Genomic DNA, 16,863 nt, shown 5'->3' with positions numbered 1-16,863 from the left:
GAAAGCGGGTGTGAGGTAAGCAACAAGGACCAATCCCATGCCTCGCGTTCTCGTCTCGGATAAACTTTCCACCACCGCCGTTCAGATCTTCAGGGATCGCGGCATCGAGGTCGACTATCTCCCTGATCTCGGCAAGGACAAGGAGAAGCTGCTTGAAGTGATCGGCCAGTATGACGGCCTCGCCATCCGCTCGGCGACCAAGGTTACCGAGAAGCTGATCAATGCCGCCACCAGGCTCAAGGTCGTCGGCCGCGCCGGCATCGGCGTCGATAATGTCGACATACCGGCGGCCAGCCGCAAGGGCATTATCGTGATGAACACGCCGTTCGGCAATTCGATCACGACGGCCGAGCACGCGGTAGCGATGATCTTCGCGCTCGCCCGCCAGATCCCGGAAGCCAACGCCTCGACGCATGCAGGCAAATGGGAAAAGAACCGCTTCATGGGCGTCGAGATCACCGGCAAGACGCTCGGTGTCATCGGCTGCGGCAATATCGGCTCGATCGTCGCCACGCGCGGCGTCGGCCTGAAGATGCATGTCGTCGCCTTCGATCCATTCCTGTCGGACAAACGCGCCGAGGAACTCGGCGTCGACAAGGTTGAACTGGACGAGCTCTTCGCGCGCGCGGACTTCATCACGCTGCACACGCCGCTGACCGACAAGACGCGCAACATCATCGATGCCGCCGCGATCGCCAAGATGAAGGACGGCGTGCGCATCATCAACTGCGCCCGTGGCGGGCTGGTCGTCGAAGCCGACCTGGTGGCGGCGCTGAAGAGCGGCAAGGTGGCCGGCGCCGGCATCGACGTGTTCGAGGCCGAGCCGGCCGAACAGAACGCATTGTTCGGCATGGAGAATGTGGTGGCCACCCCCCATCTCGGCGCCTCGACCGCGGAGGCGCAGGAGAATGTCGCGCTGCAGGTCGCCGAACAGATGGCGGACTACCTGATCAAGGGCGCCGTCTCCAACGCCATCAACATGCCGTCGATCACCGCGGAGGAAGCGCCGCGGCTCAAACCCTTCGTCAAGCTCGCCGAAGTGCTTGGCGCCTTTGTCGGCCAGGTCACCGAGGACCCGATCAAGGAGGTGGAAATCCTGTTCGATGGCTCGACCGCGACGATGAATACGCGCGCGCTGATCAGCGCGGCCCTCGCCGGGCTGATCAGGCCGCAGGTCGCCGACGTCAACATGGTGTCGGCGCCGATCATGGTGAAGGAGCGCGGCATCATCGTTGCCGAGGTCAAGCGCGACAAATCGGGCGTGTTCGACGGCTATATCAAGCTGACGGTCAAGACCGAGCATATGACGCGCTCGATCGCCGGCACTTGCTTCTCCGACGGCAAGCCGCGCTTCATCCAGATCAAGGGCATCAATCTCGATGCCGAGGTCGGCCAGCACATGCTCTACACGACCAATGCCGACGCGCCGGGCATTATCGGCCTGCTCGGCACGGTGTGCGGCGAGAACGGCGTCAACATTGCCAACTTCCAGCTCGGCCGCAACCGGCCGGGGGGGGATGCCATCGCACTGCTCTATCTCGACGCACCGTTCCCGGAAAAAGTGCTGGAGCAGGTGCGGGCGCACAAATCGATCGATTCGGCCAAGCGGCTACAGTTCGACGTCGGTGGGGTGTAAGGCCCCACACGGGCCGCACCCAGCATCATCGCGACGTCCCGCGTGCCGGCGAGCATAGGGGACGTTCCGGCGCCGGCTCAACCGTCCGGCGGATTTGCGCCCGTTGCTGCCGACGGCACATCGGGGTGTCCCGACTTGATCATCCCCAAACGGATGTTTGCCATTCGCATGCCCACGGCTGAGCCGCCGTGGCTGCATTGCACCCCGGGAGATCGCCGACGTGCTGACTTCCGTGCGCGGCAGCTGGGGCAATTCCGTGCCTGCGGTCTCCTCCGACGACTTAGCGGCGGTGCGCAAGGCATTGCTGCGACAAGGCCGCAAGGGCGGCCAGCATTCAGCTCGGTCCCGGTATCGCCATCTTGCGGCCGCTATATTCGGCAAGCGCGATGCCGCCCAGCACGAGGACGAGCGCCAACGCCTGGTAGAGCTGGAATGTCTCGCCGACGATCAGCACCGAAAGCAGGGTGCCGAAGATCGGCACCAGGTTGATGAACAGGCCGGCCCGGTTGGCGCCGATCAGCTCATTGCCCCTGATGTAGAATATCTGCGAGACGACCGAGGCGCCGATCGCAGTATAGACGATCACCGCCCAGCCGCGCGCGTCGGGAACGATGACCTTGCCGGCCGCGATTTCCCATAGGAAGAACGGCAGCGAGGTGATGAGCGCGGCGAGCGACATGGCCAACATCAGGCTCTGCCATTGCATGGCCGGCTTCAGCCGCAATCCGACCGAATAGCCGCTATAGAGAATGACCGCGACCAGCATGATGGCGTCTCCGAAATTGAGCTCCAATGTCAGCAGCCGGCGCGGATCGCCGTGGCAGGCGGTCAGGATGACGCCGAAGATCGTCAGCACCACGCCGGCGATCTGCGCCCAGTTCACGCGCAGGCGGAAGAAGATGAAATTGGCTACGATGATCAGGATAGGCATTGCCGCCTGCTCGATCGAAACGTTGATCGCGGTCGTGTAATTGAGCGCCGTATAGAAGATCGTGTTGAACAAGGTGAAGCCGCTGGCGCCAAGTGCGGCGAGCACGAACCAGTGCCTGCGCACGACGGGCCAATCTTTTTTCAGCGCATTCCAGCCGATCGGCAGCAGGATCGCTACCGCCAGCACCCAGCGCAGGAAGACCAGCGTCATCGGCGAGACGTGATGGACCGCCAACTTGCCGGCCACCGAGTTGCCGCCCCAAAGCAAGGTGGTGAGCAGCAGGAACATGTAGGCGCTTCGGTGCATGGCGGGTCGCAGCGGGAAGAGGTGAATGGGGCGTGCCTGCCGGCCTATTGCCCCCGCCTGGACAAGTAAATGATGTCAAAGCTGAAAATTGTTGTGCCTCAGGCCATTTTCGGCGGCAAAGAAAGGTCGCATCGGCCTGCTCTTGACGTTATAGAGGCCTGTCGTTTCGAACCGTATTCAAGCCGCGCGGCGGCGCCTCGAAGGAAAAGAAACATGGCCAATGTGGTGGTCGTCGGCTCGCAATGGGGTGACGAAGGCAAGGGCAAGATCGTCGACTGGCTGTCGGAGCGCGCCGATGTCGTGGTGCGTTTCCAGGGCGGCCACAATGCCGGCCACACGCTGGTCGTCGATGGCAAGGTCTACAAGCTGTCGCTGTTGCCGTCGGGCGTCGTGCGGCAGGGCAAGCTGTCCATCATCGGCAATGGCGTCGTCTTCGATCCGCACGCATTCGTCGCCGAAGTGGCGAAGCTCAAGGGGCAGGGCGTCGAGGTAACGCCGGAGCGCCTGAAAATAGCCGAAAACACAGCGCTTATCCTGTCCCTGCACCGGGAACTGGACGGCTTCCGCGAGGACGCCGCCTCAAATTCCGGAACCAAGATTGGCACGACCCGCCGCGGTATCGGCCCCGCCTATGAAGACAAGGTGGGCCGGCGCGCGGTGCGGGTGATGGATCTGGCGGATTTGGAAACACTACCCCTGAAGGTCGACAGGCTGTTGACGCATCACAATGCACTGCGTCGCGGACTTGGCCATGCCGAAGCCACGCATGACGCGGTCATGCAAGAGCTGACCTCGGTCGCCGGCGAAATCCTGCCCTACATGGACCGGGTCTGGAAGGTGCTCGACGACAAGCGCCGGGCCGGCGAGCGCATCCTGTTCGAGGGCGCCCAAGGCACGCTGCTCGACATCGATCATGGCACCTATCCGTTCGTCACCTCGTCCAACACCGTCGCCGGCCAGGCGGCAGCCGGTGCCGGCGTGGGCCCGGGCGCCATCGGCTATGTGCTTGGCATCACCAAGGCCTATACGACGCGCGTCGGCGAAGGTCCGTTCCCGACCGAGCAGCAGAACGAGATCGGTGAATTCCTCGGCACGCGGGGCCATGAATTCGGCGTCGTCACCGGCCGCAAGCGCCGCTGCGGCTGGTTCGACGCGGTGCTGGTGCGCCAGGCCGTCGCCGTCAACGGCATCAAGGGCATCGCGCTGACCAAGCTCGACGTGCTCGACGGGCTGGACGAGATCAAGGTCTGTACCGGCTACCGCCTCGACGGCGAGACGATCGATTATCTACCCGCCAGCCAGGGCGCGCAGGCCCGCGTCGAGCCAATCTACGAGACGCTGGAGGGGTGGAAAGGCACCACCGCCGGCGCGCGCAGCTGGAACGACCTTCCAGCCCAGGCCGTCAAATATGTCCGCCATATCGAGGAGTTGATCGGCGCGCCGGTCGCGCTCCTCTCCACCAGCCCGGAACGGGACGACACGATACTTGTGACCGATCCGTTTCAAGACTAGTTTCTCAAGCCTTTCCGGGCGTTGCGGCTGATTTGCGGAGGCCGGTCCGGAGCACAATACAGGTCGACTGACGCATGGCGAAAGATTTCGTTTCTGCTCTGAGGGATACGATAAACAATTTTGGCGATCCTACGCCGGAGCTGCGGGCCAAAGTCTACGACAAAGCGCGCTCGACGATTGCAAAGAAGATTGCCGAGCGCGAGCCGCCGCTTTCGCCGTCGGATGCCGAAAGGCAGAAGCGCGGCCTGGAAGACGCCATATCGAGGCTCGAGCGCGAATATGCCAAAAGCGTGCCGGAGAGCGATCCGCTTGCGGAACTGGAACACATATTTTCCTCCATCGACCGCAACAAGAACCAGTCGACCCATACCAAGCAGCCGGTAAAGGCGAAGCCGGCCTGGCCGGCAGCGCCCGCCCCGAACGCTGAACCCTATAAGCCTGCGCCCCCCGCTCCGAAGCCTGACATCTCCAGGCCCGCATCGCCGACCGCCGAGGTCGAGTCGAACTGGCAAAAGCCCGTACCGGTGCAGCCGGCCCCGGAGTTCGACGACAGGGCTCAGCCTGGTCTGGACGCGGGTCAGGACGACGAGCATGCCGATGTCTTTGCGAGCGACGAAGAGCCTGCGACCGCCGACACTTTCCAGCGCCTGCGTCCGGCTGAACGCAAGCGCAGCTATGGCGGGCTGATCGCCGCTGCGGTTGCGTTGCTGGTCATTGCCGGCGGCGGCTATGGCATCTGGCTAAACAAGGATGCCTTCGGCAAGCTTCTGGGTCTGGGCGCCGGCAGCAAGGTCGCGAAGACCGAGCCGGTCAAATTGACACCCGCCAAACCGGCGAGCGATGCGGCGGCAACGCCCCCGGCACCTGCGGCCAGCGGTGCCGAGCCCGAAGGGACACCGAAGTTCACTCAAAGACTGACACCGCAAGGAAGCGAGGTCGATCCTGGCCCGGCCGGCGGACAGAGCGGCGTGGGCGAGGGCGAGTCCGTCGCGGCGCTGACGACGCCGCCTTCAGCCACGACCGCCCCGGCCTTGTCGGCTCCGGCAGGAGGCACGCCGGCCGCAGGCGCGCCCGCCGGGACCACGCCCCCTGCACCGGGCGCTGCGCCAACGGCGCCACCCGCCAATGGAACGGCACCCGCGGCGCCGGCTGACAACGCCGCCACGCCGCCCGCGCCGGCCGGTGCGCCGACGCAAACCTCTCTGCCGGTCGGCCAGAAGGCGATCTTCTACGAGGAGCGCACCAGCACCGCGCAGGGTTCGGCCGAGCCGGGCAACATCGTCTGGTCGCTGGTGCAGGAATCGCCCGGCGGCGACCTGCCGCCTGAGCCGGCGATCCGCGCCGAGGCGACCATTCCTGGCAAGGACATCCAGTTGCGTATGACCATCCGCCGCAACACTGACCAGACGCTGCCGGCCAGCCACATCATCGAGATGATCTTCCTGACGCCCGACGGTTTCGAAGGCGGCGGCGTCGATAACATCCTGCGCGTGGCCATGAAGAGTTCCGAGCAGGACGCCGGCAGTCCGCTGATAGGCATTCCGGCCAAGATCGCCGACGGCTTCTTCCTCGTCGCGCTCAACGACACCAAGGCAGACGAGGACGCCAACCTGACCTTGCTTCGGGGACAGGACTGGATCGACGTGCCCGTCGTCTACAAGACCGGACGACGAGCGTTGCTGACGATGGAAAAAGGCATTCCCGGCGAGAAGGTGTTCGACGAGGCCATCAAGGCCTGGCAGGCGAAGACGGCCGGCTGAGGTAAAGTCGACGTCGGTCAGAAACCCTGGAACAGCATGTCGAGCGCGGAGACGATGTCGTCGTGATGCCTGGAGAGATCCCCTTGGCATCCGGCAATTCGGAGGCCGTCAAGGCCGACATGAACTGGGTGACCATTACATGATCCTTGCCATCTATAGGGAAGGTCGGGTTCAGTCGGCAGCCGGGAACCGGGGCTATATCAGACGGCATCAGTGGAATGACCACTCTCGTGCTCAGCCGCTCAAGAAGATAACCGTTGCCATCGCTATTCCGATAAAGATCGTAGCGTGCCATCAAAACAGCCGGCGTTTGGCCAATGGCAACCCGTTGCGCTCGACATAAGCGTTCGAGCGTTCGATCGCTTCCTTGTTCTCTTCCTGCCACCGACGCGTTTTTTCCACCGCGATGGCCTTTGCGATACCTGCCTCGGCGGCGCGGGAGAGATTGATGCCCAACGCTTTGGCGTCGTTGATCAGCTGAGCGTCAATGGATGTGTTGACCGACTTTCGCTGAGGCTTTGGCGTCGATTGAAGCACGGAGAGAGCCCTCTTTTATGCGCATAATAGAGGCGCATAACGTAGCGCATGCAATGCTCACCCCTCCATCTCCTCGCGCAACATCTCCAGTTCGAGCCACTCTTCCTCCAGTGCCGCCAGTGTCGCGCGCTCCTTGTCGAGGGCGGCGATGGTCTTCTGGAACGAGGCCGGATCGCGCTCGTAGTAGGCGGGATCGGCGATGTTGTTCTCCAGCCGTGAGATCGAGGCTGTGACCGCCTCGATCTTCTTGGGCAGCGATTCCAGCGCGAATTTCTGCTTGAACGAGAGTTTTTTTGCCGGGGCTTTGGCGGTGGCGCTGTCCGCCTTGGCCGTCGGGGCCTCGCTTGCATCCGCCTTCGCCCGCGCCTTGCGGTCATCGAGCCTGGTGCCGCCGCGCTGCGCCAGCATGTCGGAATAGCCGCCGGCATATTCGACCCAGCGACCGCCGCCGTCCGGCGCGATCACGCTGGTCACGGTGCGGTCGAGGAAATCGCGGTCGTGGCTGACCAGGATGACCGTGCCGGCAAAGCCGGCGACCAGTTCCTGCAGCAACTCCAGCGTTTCCATGTCGAGATCGTTGGTGGGCTCGTCGAGCACCAGAAGGTTGGCCGGCCGCGCCAGCACACGCGCCAGGATCAGCCGCGCGCGTTCGCCGCCGGAAAGCTCGCGCACCGGCGTGCGCGCCTGTTCCGGTTTGAACAGGAAATCCTTCATGTAGGACACGACGTGGCGCTGCTCGCCATTGATGACAAGGTTCTCGCCGCGCCCGTCGGTGAGATATTGCGCCAGCGTCTCCTGCGGATCGACCGCCTCGCGCTTCTGGTCGAGCGTGGCGATCTCCAGATTGGTGCCGAGCCGCACCGAACCGGCGTCCGGCTGCAACTCCCCGGTCAGCATCTTCAGGAGCGTCGTCTTGCCCGCGCCGTTCGGCCCTACCAGGCCGACGCGGTCGCCGCGCTGGATGCGGGTCGAGAATCCCTTGACCACGGTAAGATCGCCAAAGCTCTTCTCGATGTTCCTGGCCTCGATCACCAGCTTGCCGGATTCGGCGGCGTCGCTGGCCACCATGGTCGCGGCCCCTTCGGCGCCGCGATGGCCGCGAAAACGCTGGCGCATGGTCTGCAATTCGCCCAGGCGGCGCATGTTGCGCTTGCGCCGCGCGGTCACCCCATAGCGCAGCCAGTGTTCCTCGCGCACGATCTGGCGGCCGAGCTTGTGCTGTTCGCGCTCTTCTTCCTCAAGCACCTGGTCGCGCCATTCCTCGAACTGGCCAAAGCCCTTATCCAGCCGGCGCGTCTGGCCCCGGTCGAGCCAGACGGTGGCGCGCGAGACGCGCTCGAGGAAACGGCGGTCGTGCGAGATGACGATGAGAGCCGAGGAGGTGCGGACGAGCTCCTCTTCCAGCCATTCGATCACCGAGAGATCGAGATGGTTGGTCGGCTCATCGAGCAGCAGGATATCGGGCTCGGGCGCCATGACCCGGGCAAGGGCGGCGCGCCTGGCCTCGCCGCCGGAGAGGTCGCCTGGCCGCTCCTCGCCGGAGAGGCCGAGATGCTCCATCAGGTAACTGGCGCGATAAGGATCGTCGGCGGGACCGAGCCCGGCCTCGACATAGGCCCGCACGGTCGCGAAGCCGTCCATGTCGGGCATTTGCGGCAGATAGCGGACGGTCGCCGATGGCTGGCGGAACACCTCGCCGTCCTGCGGCTCGATCAGCCCGGCGGCGATCTTGAGCAGCGTCGACTTGCCGGACCCGTTGCGGCCGACCAGCGCAATCTTGTCGCCGGCCGACGCTGCCAAGCCGGCGCCGTCGAGCAGGGGCGTGCCGCCGAAGGTCAGTTTTATTCCGTCGAGATTGAGAAGAGGCGGCGCCATATCAGCTTTCTGGCAAGGGATAGGGATGGGCGAGCAGCAGCGCGCGGCCCGCTCCCAGCGCGATCTCCAGCCTGCCCTTGACCTCGTTGGAGATGGTCAGCGACGAGCCGAACGCGACCGTGACGCGGTCAAGCGGCCATTTCGCGCCGGCGACGGTCAGCCCGGCAAGCTCGGAAAAACCCAGGATCGAGAACAGGGTGCCGTCGGGATAGTCGAAGCGGGCCGTGCCGTGCGCCAGGGGCACGCCTTCCTGCGCGCCGCTGGTCAACAGCACCTTTGTCCCGGCCCCGGCATGCCGCAGGGCGAGCGCCATGTGCAGGAAGGCATGGTCGGCGCGCTTGCCGCCGAAGGCGCCGGCAAGCACGAGGCTGGTCGCGCCGCGCTCCAGGGCGGCCGATATCGCGAGTTCGCCATCGGTGGCGTCCTTCTCTGCCGGAAAGGTTCGGCGCGGCACAGCAGCCAACTCATCCGGCAGGCCGGCGGGCACGGAATCGAAATCGCCGACCCACAGTTCCGGCACAAGGCCGAGCGTCCTCGCATGGCCGATGCCGGCATCGGCGGCGATGACGCGGGTTCCCTCGACCTGACGGTCGAGCCGTGGCGTGCGGATGAGATCGCCGCCAAGCAGGATGGTGAATGTGCTCATATCGTGTGGCCCTTACCAGCCCGGCGGCGGAAACGGAAGGCCGGCAAACAGCCACTTGCGCGGTTCACCGGCCGGGCCTATGTGTCGAGGCGCTCTAACGGGGTGCCGGACGCGATATTTCGCGGACCGGCTGAGAGGCAGTTTCGCCAACCCGCTGAACCTGATCCGGTTTGTACCGGCGGAGGGATTAGACGTTTCGGACAGTCCGACGCCTCAATTCCTTTAACGCGAACGAAGGAGGCGCCGATGCGCACGCTTTTATACGCCCTTGTCTCTGCAATGGTCGTGGTTCTCTCCGGGCCGGCCTTGGCCAAGGACAGGCTCACCGTCTACACCTATGAGAGCTTCACCGCCGACTGGGGTCCCGGCCCGGTGGTGAAGAAGGAATTCGAGGCCGAATGCGGCTGCGATGTCGATTTCGTCTCGGTCGCCGATGGCGTCGCGCTGCTCAATCGCGTCAAGCTGGAGGGGGCCGCGACCAAGGCCGACATCGTGCTTGGGCTCGACACCAATCTCACCGCCGAGGCCAGGGCCACTGGCCTGTTTGCACCGCATGGCGCCGTGACCGGGCTCAATGTGCCGGGCGGCTGGAACGACGACGTCTTTGTCCCGTACGACTATGGCTATTTCGCCGTCATCTATGACACGCAGAAGCTAAAGACGCCGCCCAAGAGCCTGAAGGAATTGGTCGAGGGCAGTGCCGACGACAAGATCGTCATCCAGGATCCGCGCACCTCGACGCCGGGCCTCGGCCTGCTGTTATGGGTGAAGTCGGTCTATGGCGACAAGGCGCCGGAGGCCTGGGCCAAGCTCAAGGCGAAGGTCTTGACCGTGACGCCGGGCTGGAGCGAGGCCTACGGCCTGTTCACCAAGGGCGAGGCGCCGATGGTGTTGTCCTACACGACCTCGCCCGCCTACCACATGATTGCCGAGAACACCGAGCGCTATCAGGCAGCTTCCTTCGAGGAGGGCGAATATCTGCAGGTCGAGGTCGCCGGCATCACCACGACGGGAGCCAAAAATCCGCTGGCGGAAAAGTTCATCGCCTTCATGACCGGGCCGAAATTCCAGGACGCCATCCCCGAGACCAACTGGATGTTCCCGGCCGGCAAGACCGACAAGCCGCTCAATCCGGCCTTCGACAGACTGGTCAAACCGACCAAGACCTTGCTGTTCAGTCCCGAGGAGGTCGCGGCCAACCGCAAGGCATGGGTGGATGAATGGCTCGCGGTGATGAGCAAGTAGCTTGGTCGTATGATCGAACGATGAGTGCTCTACGGCGCCCCCCTCTGTCCTGCCGGACATCTCCCCCACGAGGGGGGAGATTGGCCGTCACGACAGCTTTCGCCAATTGGCGACGTCACAGGAGAGGGTGGAGCGCTGAAGCAGCCAATCTCCCCCCAAGTGGGGGAGATGTCCGGCAGGACAGAGGGGGGCGCGAAGGAACGCGACGCTCGCTAAAGGTCCTTTGGGCGGCCCAGCGTGCAGCGCGCGTCTGACCCCCGCATCTCCGCTGGCATCCTCGCGCTTGCGGCGATTGCGCTGCTGATCGGCGGCGCGTTTGCGGGTCTTCTTTTCGAAGGCGCAAACAATTTCTCCGGAGCCTGGGCAGCCTTCGATCCTTATCTCCTGCGCGTCGTGCGCTTTACGTTGTGGCAGGCGGCGCTTTCGACGCTGCTGTCGGTGGCGCCGGCCCTGTTCGTGGCTCGCGCGCTGTCGCGCCATCCGCACTTTCGCGGCCGCGGCTTCATCCTCCAGCTCTTCGCCCTGCCGTTGGCGCTGCCGGCGATCGTGGCAGCGCTCGGCATCCTGGCGCTTTACGGCCGCGCCGGCTATTTCGCCGGCTTTCTTGGTGCCGTCGGCGGTTACCATTGGCCGGGCATCTATGGCCTCTCCGGCATCCTCGTTGCTCATGTCTTCTTCAACCTGCCGCTGGCCACGCGGCTGTTTCTCGAAGCGCTGCAAACCATCCAAGCCGACCAGTGGCGGCTGGCGAGCCAGCTCGGCATGGGTGCCGCACCGGCTTTCCGGCTGATCGAGTGGCCGACACTGCGCGCCGCTCTGCCGGGCGTCGCCGGCCTGGTGTTCATGCTCTGCATTACATCCTTCACGATCGTGTTGACGCTGGGCGGTGGCCCCAGCGCGACGACGCTGGAGGTTGGCATCTACCAGGCGCTGCGTTTCGATTTCGATCCCGCGCGTGCGGTGGCGCTGACGCTGCTGCAGATCGCGCTGACCTTTGTCGTGGTGCTGGCGTTGACGCGGCTCGGCGCCAACACCACCGGTGACGCCGATCTGCCGGTTGCGCCGCGCCGCTATGTCTCGGCCGGCAGGACCGAGACCGCGCTGAATGCCGCGCTCGTCGTGCTGGCCCTTTTGTTTGTCGCTGGGCCGATGACGGCGACGGTGATGTCAGGCCTCGGCGCTGACCTCGGCCGTCTCGCCGGCGAGACGGCCGTGCGGCAGGCGACGCTGACCAGCGCCGTGCTGGCCTTCCTGTCGGCGCTGCTGTCGGTTGCGCTGTCGCTTTCGCTCACCATGGCGCGCCGCGTGCTGAGCCTGAAGCGCCGCTCCGGTCCGCAGACCGTACTCGAACACGCCACCGACACCGGTGCCGGCTTCGTCCTGGTCGTGCCGCCCATCGTCATCGGCGCCGGCTGGTTCCTTCTGCTGCGCCATGTCGGCGATGTCTTTGCCATAGCCCCGGTCATGGTCGTCACCGTCAATGCAGTCATGGCGATGCCTTTCGCCATCCGTGCCATCCGCCCCGCCTACGATGCGGCGAGCGAGCGCCATGAGCGGCTCTGCGCGCTTCTGGGAATAGCGGGCTGGGCCCGGTTGCGGCTGGTCGACTGGCCGTCGCTGCGACGGCCGCTGGCCACCGCCTTCGCGTTTGCCATGGCGCTGTCACTTGGCGATCTCGGCGTCATCGCACTGTTCGGCAGTGATTCCGTGCAGACCTTGCCCTACCTTCTCCTGGCGCGCATGGGCAGCTACCGTACCGAGGACGCCGCCGGCCTGGCGCTGCTGCTCGGTCTGGTCTGCCTTGCGCTTGTGGTGGCGGCGAGCTGGCTGGGAAGGGGAGAACGAGATTGATGGCTGCGGGCGCCACCAATGGTGCGAAAAGGGGAGTCGAGGTGCGGCTGGACTCGGTCTCGTTCAGCTACGGCGATGCGCCGCTTATTTTCGATGTCGATTTCGCCGCGTCGAAAATCACCGCCATCATGGGGCCGAGCGGTTCGGGCAAGTCGACGCTGCTCAATCTGGTGGCGGGCTTCGAGACGCCGCAGTCCGGCCGTGTGCTGATCGGCGGCGCCGATGTCGGCGCGGCGCCGCCTTCGGCGCGGCCGGTGTCGATGGTGTTCCAGGAAAACAATCTTTTTGCCCATCTTTCGGTCGAAGAGAATGTCGGGCTCGGCCGCTCGCCCTCGCTGCGGCTGACCGAGGCCGACCGCGCTGATATCGCGGAGGCGATCGCGCGCACCGGCCTCGCGGGCAAGGAAAGACGCCTGCCGCGCGAACTTTCGGGAGGCGAACGCCAGCGTGTCGCATTGGCGCGCGTGCTGGTTCGCAACCGCCCGGTGCTTCTTCTGGACGAGCCTTTCGCTTCACTCGGACCGGCCTTGCGCGACGACATGCTCGATCTTGTCGCCGACGTGCATGCCGAGCGGGGCATGACGCTGCTGTTCGTCACGCACCAGCCACGGGACGCACGCCGTATTTGTGAGGAGGTGGTGTTCCTCGACAACGGCATGGTTGCCGCCAAGGGCAAGGCGGATGATTTCTTTGCCGGGGCTGGTCCTGAAGTTTTCCGGCGCTATGTTGGCACAAGCGCCTGGGAGGCTGGATCACGAGATATTGCCCGGAAGCGGACATAATTTACGCTCAAACCGGCTCCTGGCGACGGGGCGATTGCTTGCCATGACAGAGGTAGTGTGGCTAGGTCCGCCCCGTACCGGTCCGGTGCAGGCCGTGATTTGCCTGCAGCATCCGCCGCGCGTTGGTATGGCGTGGATGCTGTAATGCTTTGATTTGCGCATGAGCCCTTGCGAGGATCGCCCCGATTTTCGCGGGCATGCGCCAGACCCGAAAGGAAGCCGTTCTGCCGACCGGCACGGAAAGACCAAGAGGGAAAATGCTGGCGCGCTTTCTGGCGCTGGCCGGCTTTGTCGTGGCCCTGGCAAGCTGCCAGATGTTCACACCTCCGGAAGTCCAGGAATCCGGCTTCCAGCCTTCCGACAAACCGATCACGGTCGACAATGTCGCGGCCAATAACAAATTGGCCGAACTGGCCAAGGCGCAGCATCCACGCATCCTGGCGACCTATGGCGGCGAATATTCCGATCCCAAGCTCGAGCGCATGGTCGCCAAGGTCGTAGGCAGCCTGACGGTGGTGTCGGCCAATCCGACCCAGACCTATCGCATCACCATCCTCAATTCGCCCAACGTCAATGCCTTCGCGCTGCCAGGCGGCTATCTCTACGTCACGCGCGGCCTGCTGGCGCTGGCTAATGATTCGGCCGAGCTCGCCGCCGTCATCGCGCATGAGATGGGCCATGTCACCGCCAACCACGGCCTGCAGCGCCAGCAGCTCGAGGCCGAGGAGGGGCTCGCCACCAAGGTTGTTTCCGACGTGCTCGGCGACAGCCCGACCGCCAAGGCGGCGCTGATCCGCGGCAAGCTGAGGCTGGCGCAGTTTTCGCGCAACCAGGAACTGGAGGCCGACGCGATCGGCATCAAGTCGATCGGCGAAGCCGGCTACGATCCTTACGCCGCCGGCCGTTTCCTGCAGTCCATGTCGGCCTACACCGATTTCCGCTCGATCAGTGGCGCCACCGACGCCAGCCTCGATTTCCTGGCAACGCATCCCAATACGCCGCAGCGTATCGACCTTGCGCAACGCCATGCCCGCCAGTTCGGCCCGCCGGGCGTAGGCACCCGCGATCGCGACGCCTTTCTCGCCGGCATAGACGGCCTGCTTTACGGCGACACGCCGGAAGAAGGCTATGTGCGCGGCGAGACCTTTCTGCATCCGGGCCTGGGCGTGTCCTTCTCGGTGCCGGAGGGCTTCATCATCGACAATTCGGCCGCCGCCGTGACGGCGACCGGGCCGGGCGACATTGCGATCCGCTTCGACGGCGTGTCGATCGACAAGAACCGTGCGCTGACCGACTATATCAGGAGCGGCTGGGTGGCCGGTCTCGACGACGCGAGCGTCAGGCAGGAAACGATCAACGGCAACGAGGCGGCGACAGCGCATGCCGGTGCCGAAGGCTGGCAGTTCGATATCGCGGTAGTCCGCGCCGGCGGCCAGGTCTACCGGCTGCTGACGGCGGCACCGTCCGCCAGCACGTCGCTCGACACCGTGGCGCGTTCCGTCAGCGGCTCGTTCCGCATTCTGAGTGCCGCCGAAAAGGCGGCACTCAAGCCGCTGCATATCCGCGTCGTCACCGTCCAGCCGGGGCAGACGATGGGTTCGCTTTCGGCGCAAATGGTCGGCGTCGACCGCAAACTCGACCTGTTCCGGGTGCTCAACGCGCTGTCGCCGGGGGCTGCGGTTTCGGCCGGCGACAAGGTCAAGATCGTCACCGACAAATAGCCGATAGTCGGCGGTGACCCGCTCCCTCGTTTTCCTGGAATTGATTTAGGCGGCGGTGGCGAGGAATTCCGGGTTCTGCTTCACCAGCGCCACTTTCAGCTTTTCCATGGCGCGGGCCTCGATTTGGCGCACGCGTTCCTTGGAAATGCCAAGCGTCTCGCCGAGCGCTTCGAGCGTGGCGCCCTCGTCGCTCAGCCGACGTTCCTCGATGATGCGCAGCTCACGCGCGTTGAGTGCGGCAAGCGCCGCCTTCAGCCATATCGAGCGGCGTTCGATATCGATGGTGTCGCTGACGACCTCGTCGGGCAAGGGATCGCCCGACACCAGGAAGTCCATCCGCTCGGTCGCGCCTCCATCGTCGGCAAGCGGAACATTGAGGGAGGAGTCGGGCGCCGAGAGCCGCGAATCCATCAGCGCGACGTCGGCTTCGGAGACGCCGAGAGCCGCTGAAACCTCGCGGTACAGCGTCCTGTTCGACAGCGGCTCCGCGGCTCCGTTCGCCAGCCGGGCGCGCAGGCGGCGCAGGTTGAAGAACAGAGCCTTTTGCGCCGAGCTGGTGCCGCCGCGCACGATCGACCAGTTCCGCAGGATGTAGTCCTGCATCGAGGCCCGGATCCACCAGGTCGCATAGGTCGAAAACCGCACTTCGCGCTCCGGCTCGAAACGGGCCGCGGCCTCGAGCAGACCGACATGGCCCTCCTGGACCAGATCGCCAAGCGGCAGGCCGTAGTGACGGAATTTGGAGGCCATGGAAATGACCAGGCGCATATGCGCCACGGTGATGCTGTGCAGCGCGTTCTGATCGTTGTCCTTTTTCCAGCGCAGCGCCAGCCGCAGCTCCTCGTCGCGTTCGAGATAGGGAGCTCTCATTGCCGCGCGGACCATGATCCGTCCTGCCGTGTCTTCCATCATGAGGCGCTCCCTGGCTCAGGCGATACGGATGTTATTCGAAGCCCGGCAGCCGCCTCGACTTGAAATGACGGCGTCCTGCCCTACAACGAACGCAAAACGTGCCATGCGCGGGAAAGGTTCCGCCGCTGGCGGCGCTGCGTGGAAGCTGCGCGAAAAACTCCGGGCGGGTTCGAGACGCCGCCGGAAACGTCAGTTGTAGAATACGATTCCCAATGATTGATGTTTTTGAAATTCCATTCCTTATTTTTTCAACTTACATCTGTCAATTTCCAGCGCTCACACCATGCCGGATATCAGGCCAGGACGGGATCACAGAAAAATGAAATGGCTCAAGTCGCTCATCGTCGCCGGAACTTTGCAGGTTTTGGCTGTTACCGCAGGCTATGCCGGCGCCAATCTCGATCAGATCAAGCAGGCCGGCGTCATCAAGGTCGGCACGGAGGGCACCTACGCACCCTTTACCTATCATGATGCCGGCGGAGCGCTGGTCGGCTTCGACGTCGAAATCGCCAAGGCGATCGGCGACAAGCTCGGCGTGAAGGTAGAGTTCCTCGAGGGCAAATGGGACGGGCTGATCGCGGGCCTCGATGCCAACCGCTATGACGCGGTCATCAACGAAGTCGGCATCACCGACGCCCGCAAGGCGAAATACGATTTCTCCGACCCCTACATTGCCTCCAAGGCAGTGCTGATCGTGCGCGGCGACGACACCGACATCAAGAGCTTCGCAGATCTCAAGGGCAAGAAGTCGGCGCAGTCGCTGACTTCGAATTTCGGTAAGCTTGCCGAGGCCAACGGCGCCGAACTGGTCGGCACCGACGGGTTCGACCAGTCGATCCAGCTGCTTCTGACCGGCCGCGCCGACGCAACCATCAATGACAGCCTGTCCTTCCTCGATTTCAAGAAGCACAAGCCGGATGCCAATGTGAAGATCGCGGCCCAGGAAGAGAACGCCGATTATTCCGGCGTCATCGTTCGCAAGGGCGATCCGGAACTGGTTGCCGCGATCAACAAGGCGCTGGCCGACATCAAGGCAGACGGCACCTATCAGAAGATCGCAGACACCTATTTCGGCCAGGACGTTTCGAAGTAATTTACGGCCGGGCCGTTGGCGGCCCGCGCGACATCGCCCGGCGGCGGACCGTTTTG

At 64.4% G+C, this 16,863-nt stretch carries 14 protein-coding genes and 1 riboswitch; of the genes, 8 read left to right on the top strand and 6 right to left on the bottom strand.

The window, feature by feature from the left end; translation table 11 throughout:
- Positions 1 to 37 precede the first annotated feature (37 nt).
- Positions 38 to 1,636: a phosphoglycerate dehydrogenase gene (serA, locus tag LB532_RS00975; RefSeq protein ID WP_140641338.1), complete on the top strand. Its 1,599-nt coding sequence runs from the start codon at positions 38 to 40 to the stop codon at positions 1,634 to 1,636.
- 334 nt (positions 1,637 to 1,970) lie between these two features.
- On the opposite strand, the gene LB532_RS00970 is transcribed toward serA, so the two are convergent.
- Entirely contained in the window at positions 1,971 to 2,873 is a 903-nt protein-coding gene (locus tag LB532_RS00970) for a DMT family transporter (protein WP_140641340.1), read from the bottom strand.
- 213 nt (positions 2,874 to 3,086) lie between these two features.
- On the opposite strand from LB532_RS00970, the gene LB532_RS00965 reads away from it, so the two are divergent.
- Together LB532_RS00965 and LB532_RS00960 are read left to right on the top strand one after the other, a co-directional pair.
- Complete coding sequence (locus LB532_RS00965; protein ID WP_140493285.1) at positions 3,087 to 4,385, top strand: adenylosuccinate synthase; 1,299 nt, start codon at positions 3,087 to 3,089, stop codon at positions 4,383 to 4,385.
- Between the two features lie 74 nt (positions 4,386 to 4,459).
- On the top strand, positions 4,460 to 6,145 hold the full coding sequence (locus LB532_RS00960) for a hypothetical protein (protein ID WP_140641342.1): 1,686 nt from the start codon (positions 4,460 to 4,462) through the stop codon (positions 6,143 to 6,145).
- On the opposite strand, the gene LB532_RS00955 is transcribed toward LB532_RS00960, so the two are convergent.
- The 4 genes from LB532_RS00955 to LB532_RS00940 all read right to left on the bottom strand — a co-directional run bounded on the left by LB532_RS00955 (position 6,114) and on the right by LB532_RS00940 (position 9,203).
- Positions 6,114 to 6,356 (bottom strand): CcdB family protein, encoded by a 243-nt coding sequence (locus LB532_RS00955; protein WP_246674453.1) that lies wholly within the window; start codon positions 6,354 to 6,356, stop codon positions 6,114 to 6,116. The two genes, LB532_RS00960 and LB532_RS00955, sit on opposite strands and share 32 nt — an antisense overlap.
- Before the next feature lie 83 nt (positions 6,357 to 6,439).
- Entirely contained in the window at positions 6,440 to 6,682 is a 243-nt protein-coding gene (locus LB532_RS00950) for a type II toxin-antitoxin system CcdA family antitoxin (protein WP_140641344.1), read from the bottom strand.
- 57 nt (positions 6,683 to 6,739) lie between these two features.
- On the bottom strand, positions 6,740 to 8,557 hold the full coding sequence (locus tag LB532_RS00945) for an ABC-F family ATP-binding cassette domain-containing protein (RefSeq protein WP_140641346.1): 1,818 nt from the start codon (positions 8,555 to 8,557) through the stop codon (positions 6,740 to 6,742).
- A gap of 1 nt (position 8,558) precedes the next feature.
- Entirely contained in the window at positions 8,559 to 9,203 is a 645-nt protein-coding gene (locus LB532_RS00940; protein ID WP_140641348.1) for a thiamine diphosphokinase, read from the bottom strand.
- Positions 9,204 to 9,291: 88 nt separating this feature from the next.
- Positions 9,292 to 9,407, top strand: a riboswitch (TPP riboswitch).
- A 42-nt stretch (positions 9,408 to 9,449) separates the two neighbouring features.
- On the opposite strand from LB532_RS00940, the gene thiB reads away from it, so the two are divergent.
- The 4 genes from thiB to LB532_RS00920 all read left to right on the top strand — a co-directional run bounded on the left by thiB (position 9,450) and on the right by LB532_RS00920 (position 14,802).
- Positions 9,450 to 10,448, top strand: a complete 999-nt coding sequence (thiB, locus tag LB532_RS00935) for a thiamine ABC transporter substrate binding subunit (RefSeq protein WP_140641350.1) — start codon at positions 9,450 to 9,452, stop codon at positions 10,446 to 10,448.
- Positions 10,449 to 10,685: 237 nt separating this feature from the next.
- Positions 10,686 to 12,299 carry a thiamine/thiamine pyrophosphate ABC transporter permease gene (thiP, locus tag LB532_RS00930; protein WP_140641354.1) on the top strand — a complete coding sequence of 538 codons (1,614 nt, stop codon included), beginning with the start codon at positions 10,686 to 10,688 and terminating at the stop codon, positions 12,297 to 12,299.
- Positions 12,299 to 13,081, top strand: coding sequence for a thiamine ABC transporter ATP-binding protein (gene thiQ, locus LB532_RS00925; protein ID WP_140641356.1), 783 nt, complete (start codon positions 12,299 to 12,301; stop codon positions 13,079 to 13,081). Before thiP ends, thiQ begins: the two co-directional genes overlap by 1 nt.
- A 257-nt stretch (positions 13,082 to 13,338) precedes the next feature.
- Positions 13,339 to 14,802, top strand: a complete 1,464-nt coding sequence (locus tag LB532_RS00920; protein WP_140641358.1) for a M48 family metalloprotease — start codon at positions 13,339 to 13,341, stop codon at positions 14,800 to 14,802.
- Between the two features lie 45 nt (positions 14,803 to 14,847).
- Here LB532_RS00920 and LB532_RS00915 read toward each other — a convergent pair whose 3' ends face one another.
- Positions 14,848 to 15,714: an RNA polymerase factor sigma-32 gene (locus LB532_RS00915; protein ID WP_140641360.1), complete on the bottom strand. Its 867-nt coding sequence runs from the start codon at positions 15,712 to 15,714 to the stop codon at positions 14,848 to 14,850.
- Positions 15,715 to 16,033: 319 nt separating this feature from the next.
- On the opposite strand from LB532_RS00915, the gene LB532_RS00910 reads away from it, so the two are divergent.
- Positions 16,034 to 16,807: an amino acid ABC transporter substrate-binding protein gene (locus LB532_RS00910; protein WP_140641362.1), complete on the top strand. Its 774-nt coding sequence runs from the start codon at positions 16,034 to 16,036 to the stop codon at positions 16,805 to 16,807.
- The last annotated feature ends 56 nt before the right edge of the window (positions 16,808 to 16,863 follow it).

Source organism: Mesorhizobium sp. ESP-6-2 (genome assembly GCF_020164675.1).
In the GTDB taxonomy this organism is placed as follows: Bacteria; Pseudomonadota; Alphaproteobacteria; order Rhizobiales; family Rhizobiaceae; genus Mesorhizobium.
Note: the sequence above shows the minus strand (reverse complement) of the source record. Positions and strands in the feature narration are given on the sequence as shown.

Excerpts from the sequence above, each read along its gene's own strand:
- LB532_RS00960 (WP_140641342.1), top strand. The coding sequence starts at position 4,460 with ATGGCGAAAGATTTCGTTTCTGCTCTGAGGGATACGATAAACAATTTT.
- LB532_RS00955 (WP_246674453.1), bottom strand. The coding sequence starts at position 6,356 with ATGCCGTCTGATATAGCCCCGGTTCCCGGCTGCCGACTGAACCCGACC.
- LB532_RS00940 (WP_140641348.1), bottom strand. The coding sequence starts at position 9,203 with ATGAGCACATTCACCATCCTGCTTGGCGGCGATCTCATCCGCACGCCA.
- LB532_RS00970 (WP_140641340.1), bottom strand. The coding sequence starts at position 2,873 with ATGCACCGAAGCGCCTACATGTTCCTGCTGCTCACCACCTTGCTTTGG.
- LB532_RS00910 (WP_140641362.1), top strand. The coding sequence starts at position 16,034 with ATGAAATGGCTCAAGTCGCTCATCGTCGCCGGAACTTTGCAGGTTTTG.
- LB532_RS00945 (WP_140641346.1), bottom strand. The coding sequence starts at position 8,557 with ATGGCGCCGCCTCTTCTCAATCTCGACGGAATAAAACTGACCTTCGGC.
- LB532_RS00915 (WP_140641360.1), bottom strand. The coding sequence starts at position 15,714 with ATGATGGAAGACACGGCAGGACGGATCATGGTCCGCGCGGCAATGAGA.
- thiB (WP_140641350.1), top strand. The coding sequence starts at position 9,450 with ATGCGCACGCTTTTATACGCCCTTGTCTCTGCAATGGTCGTGGTTCTC.
- LB532_RS00920 (WP_140641358.1), top strand. The coding sequence starts at position 13,339 with ATGCTGGCGCGCTTTCTGGCGCTGGCCGGCTTTGTCGTGGCCCTGGCA.
- LB532_RS00965 (WP_140493285.1), top strand. The coding sequence starts at position 3,087 with ATGGCCAATGTGGTGGTCGTCGGCTCGCAATGGGGTGACGAAGGCAAG.
- serA (WP_140641338.1), top strand. The coding sequence starts at position 38 with ATGCCTCGCGTTCTCGTCTCGGATAAACTTTCCACCACCGCCGTTCAG.
- thiQ (WP_140641356.1), top strand. The coding sequence starts at position 12,299 with ATGGCTGCGGGCGCCACCAATGGTGCGAAAAGGGGAGTCGAGGTGCGG.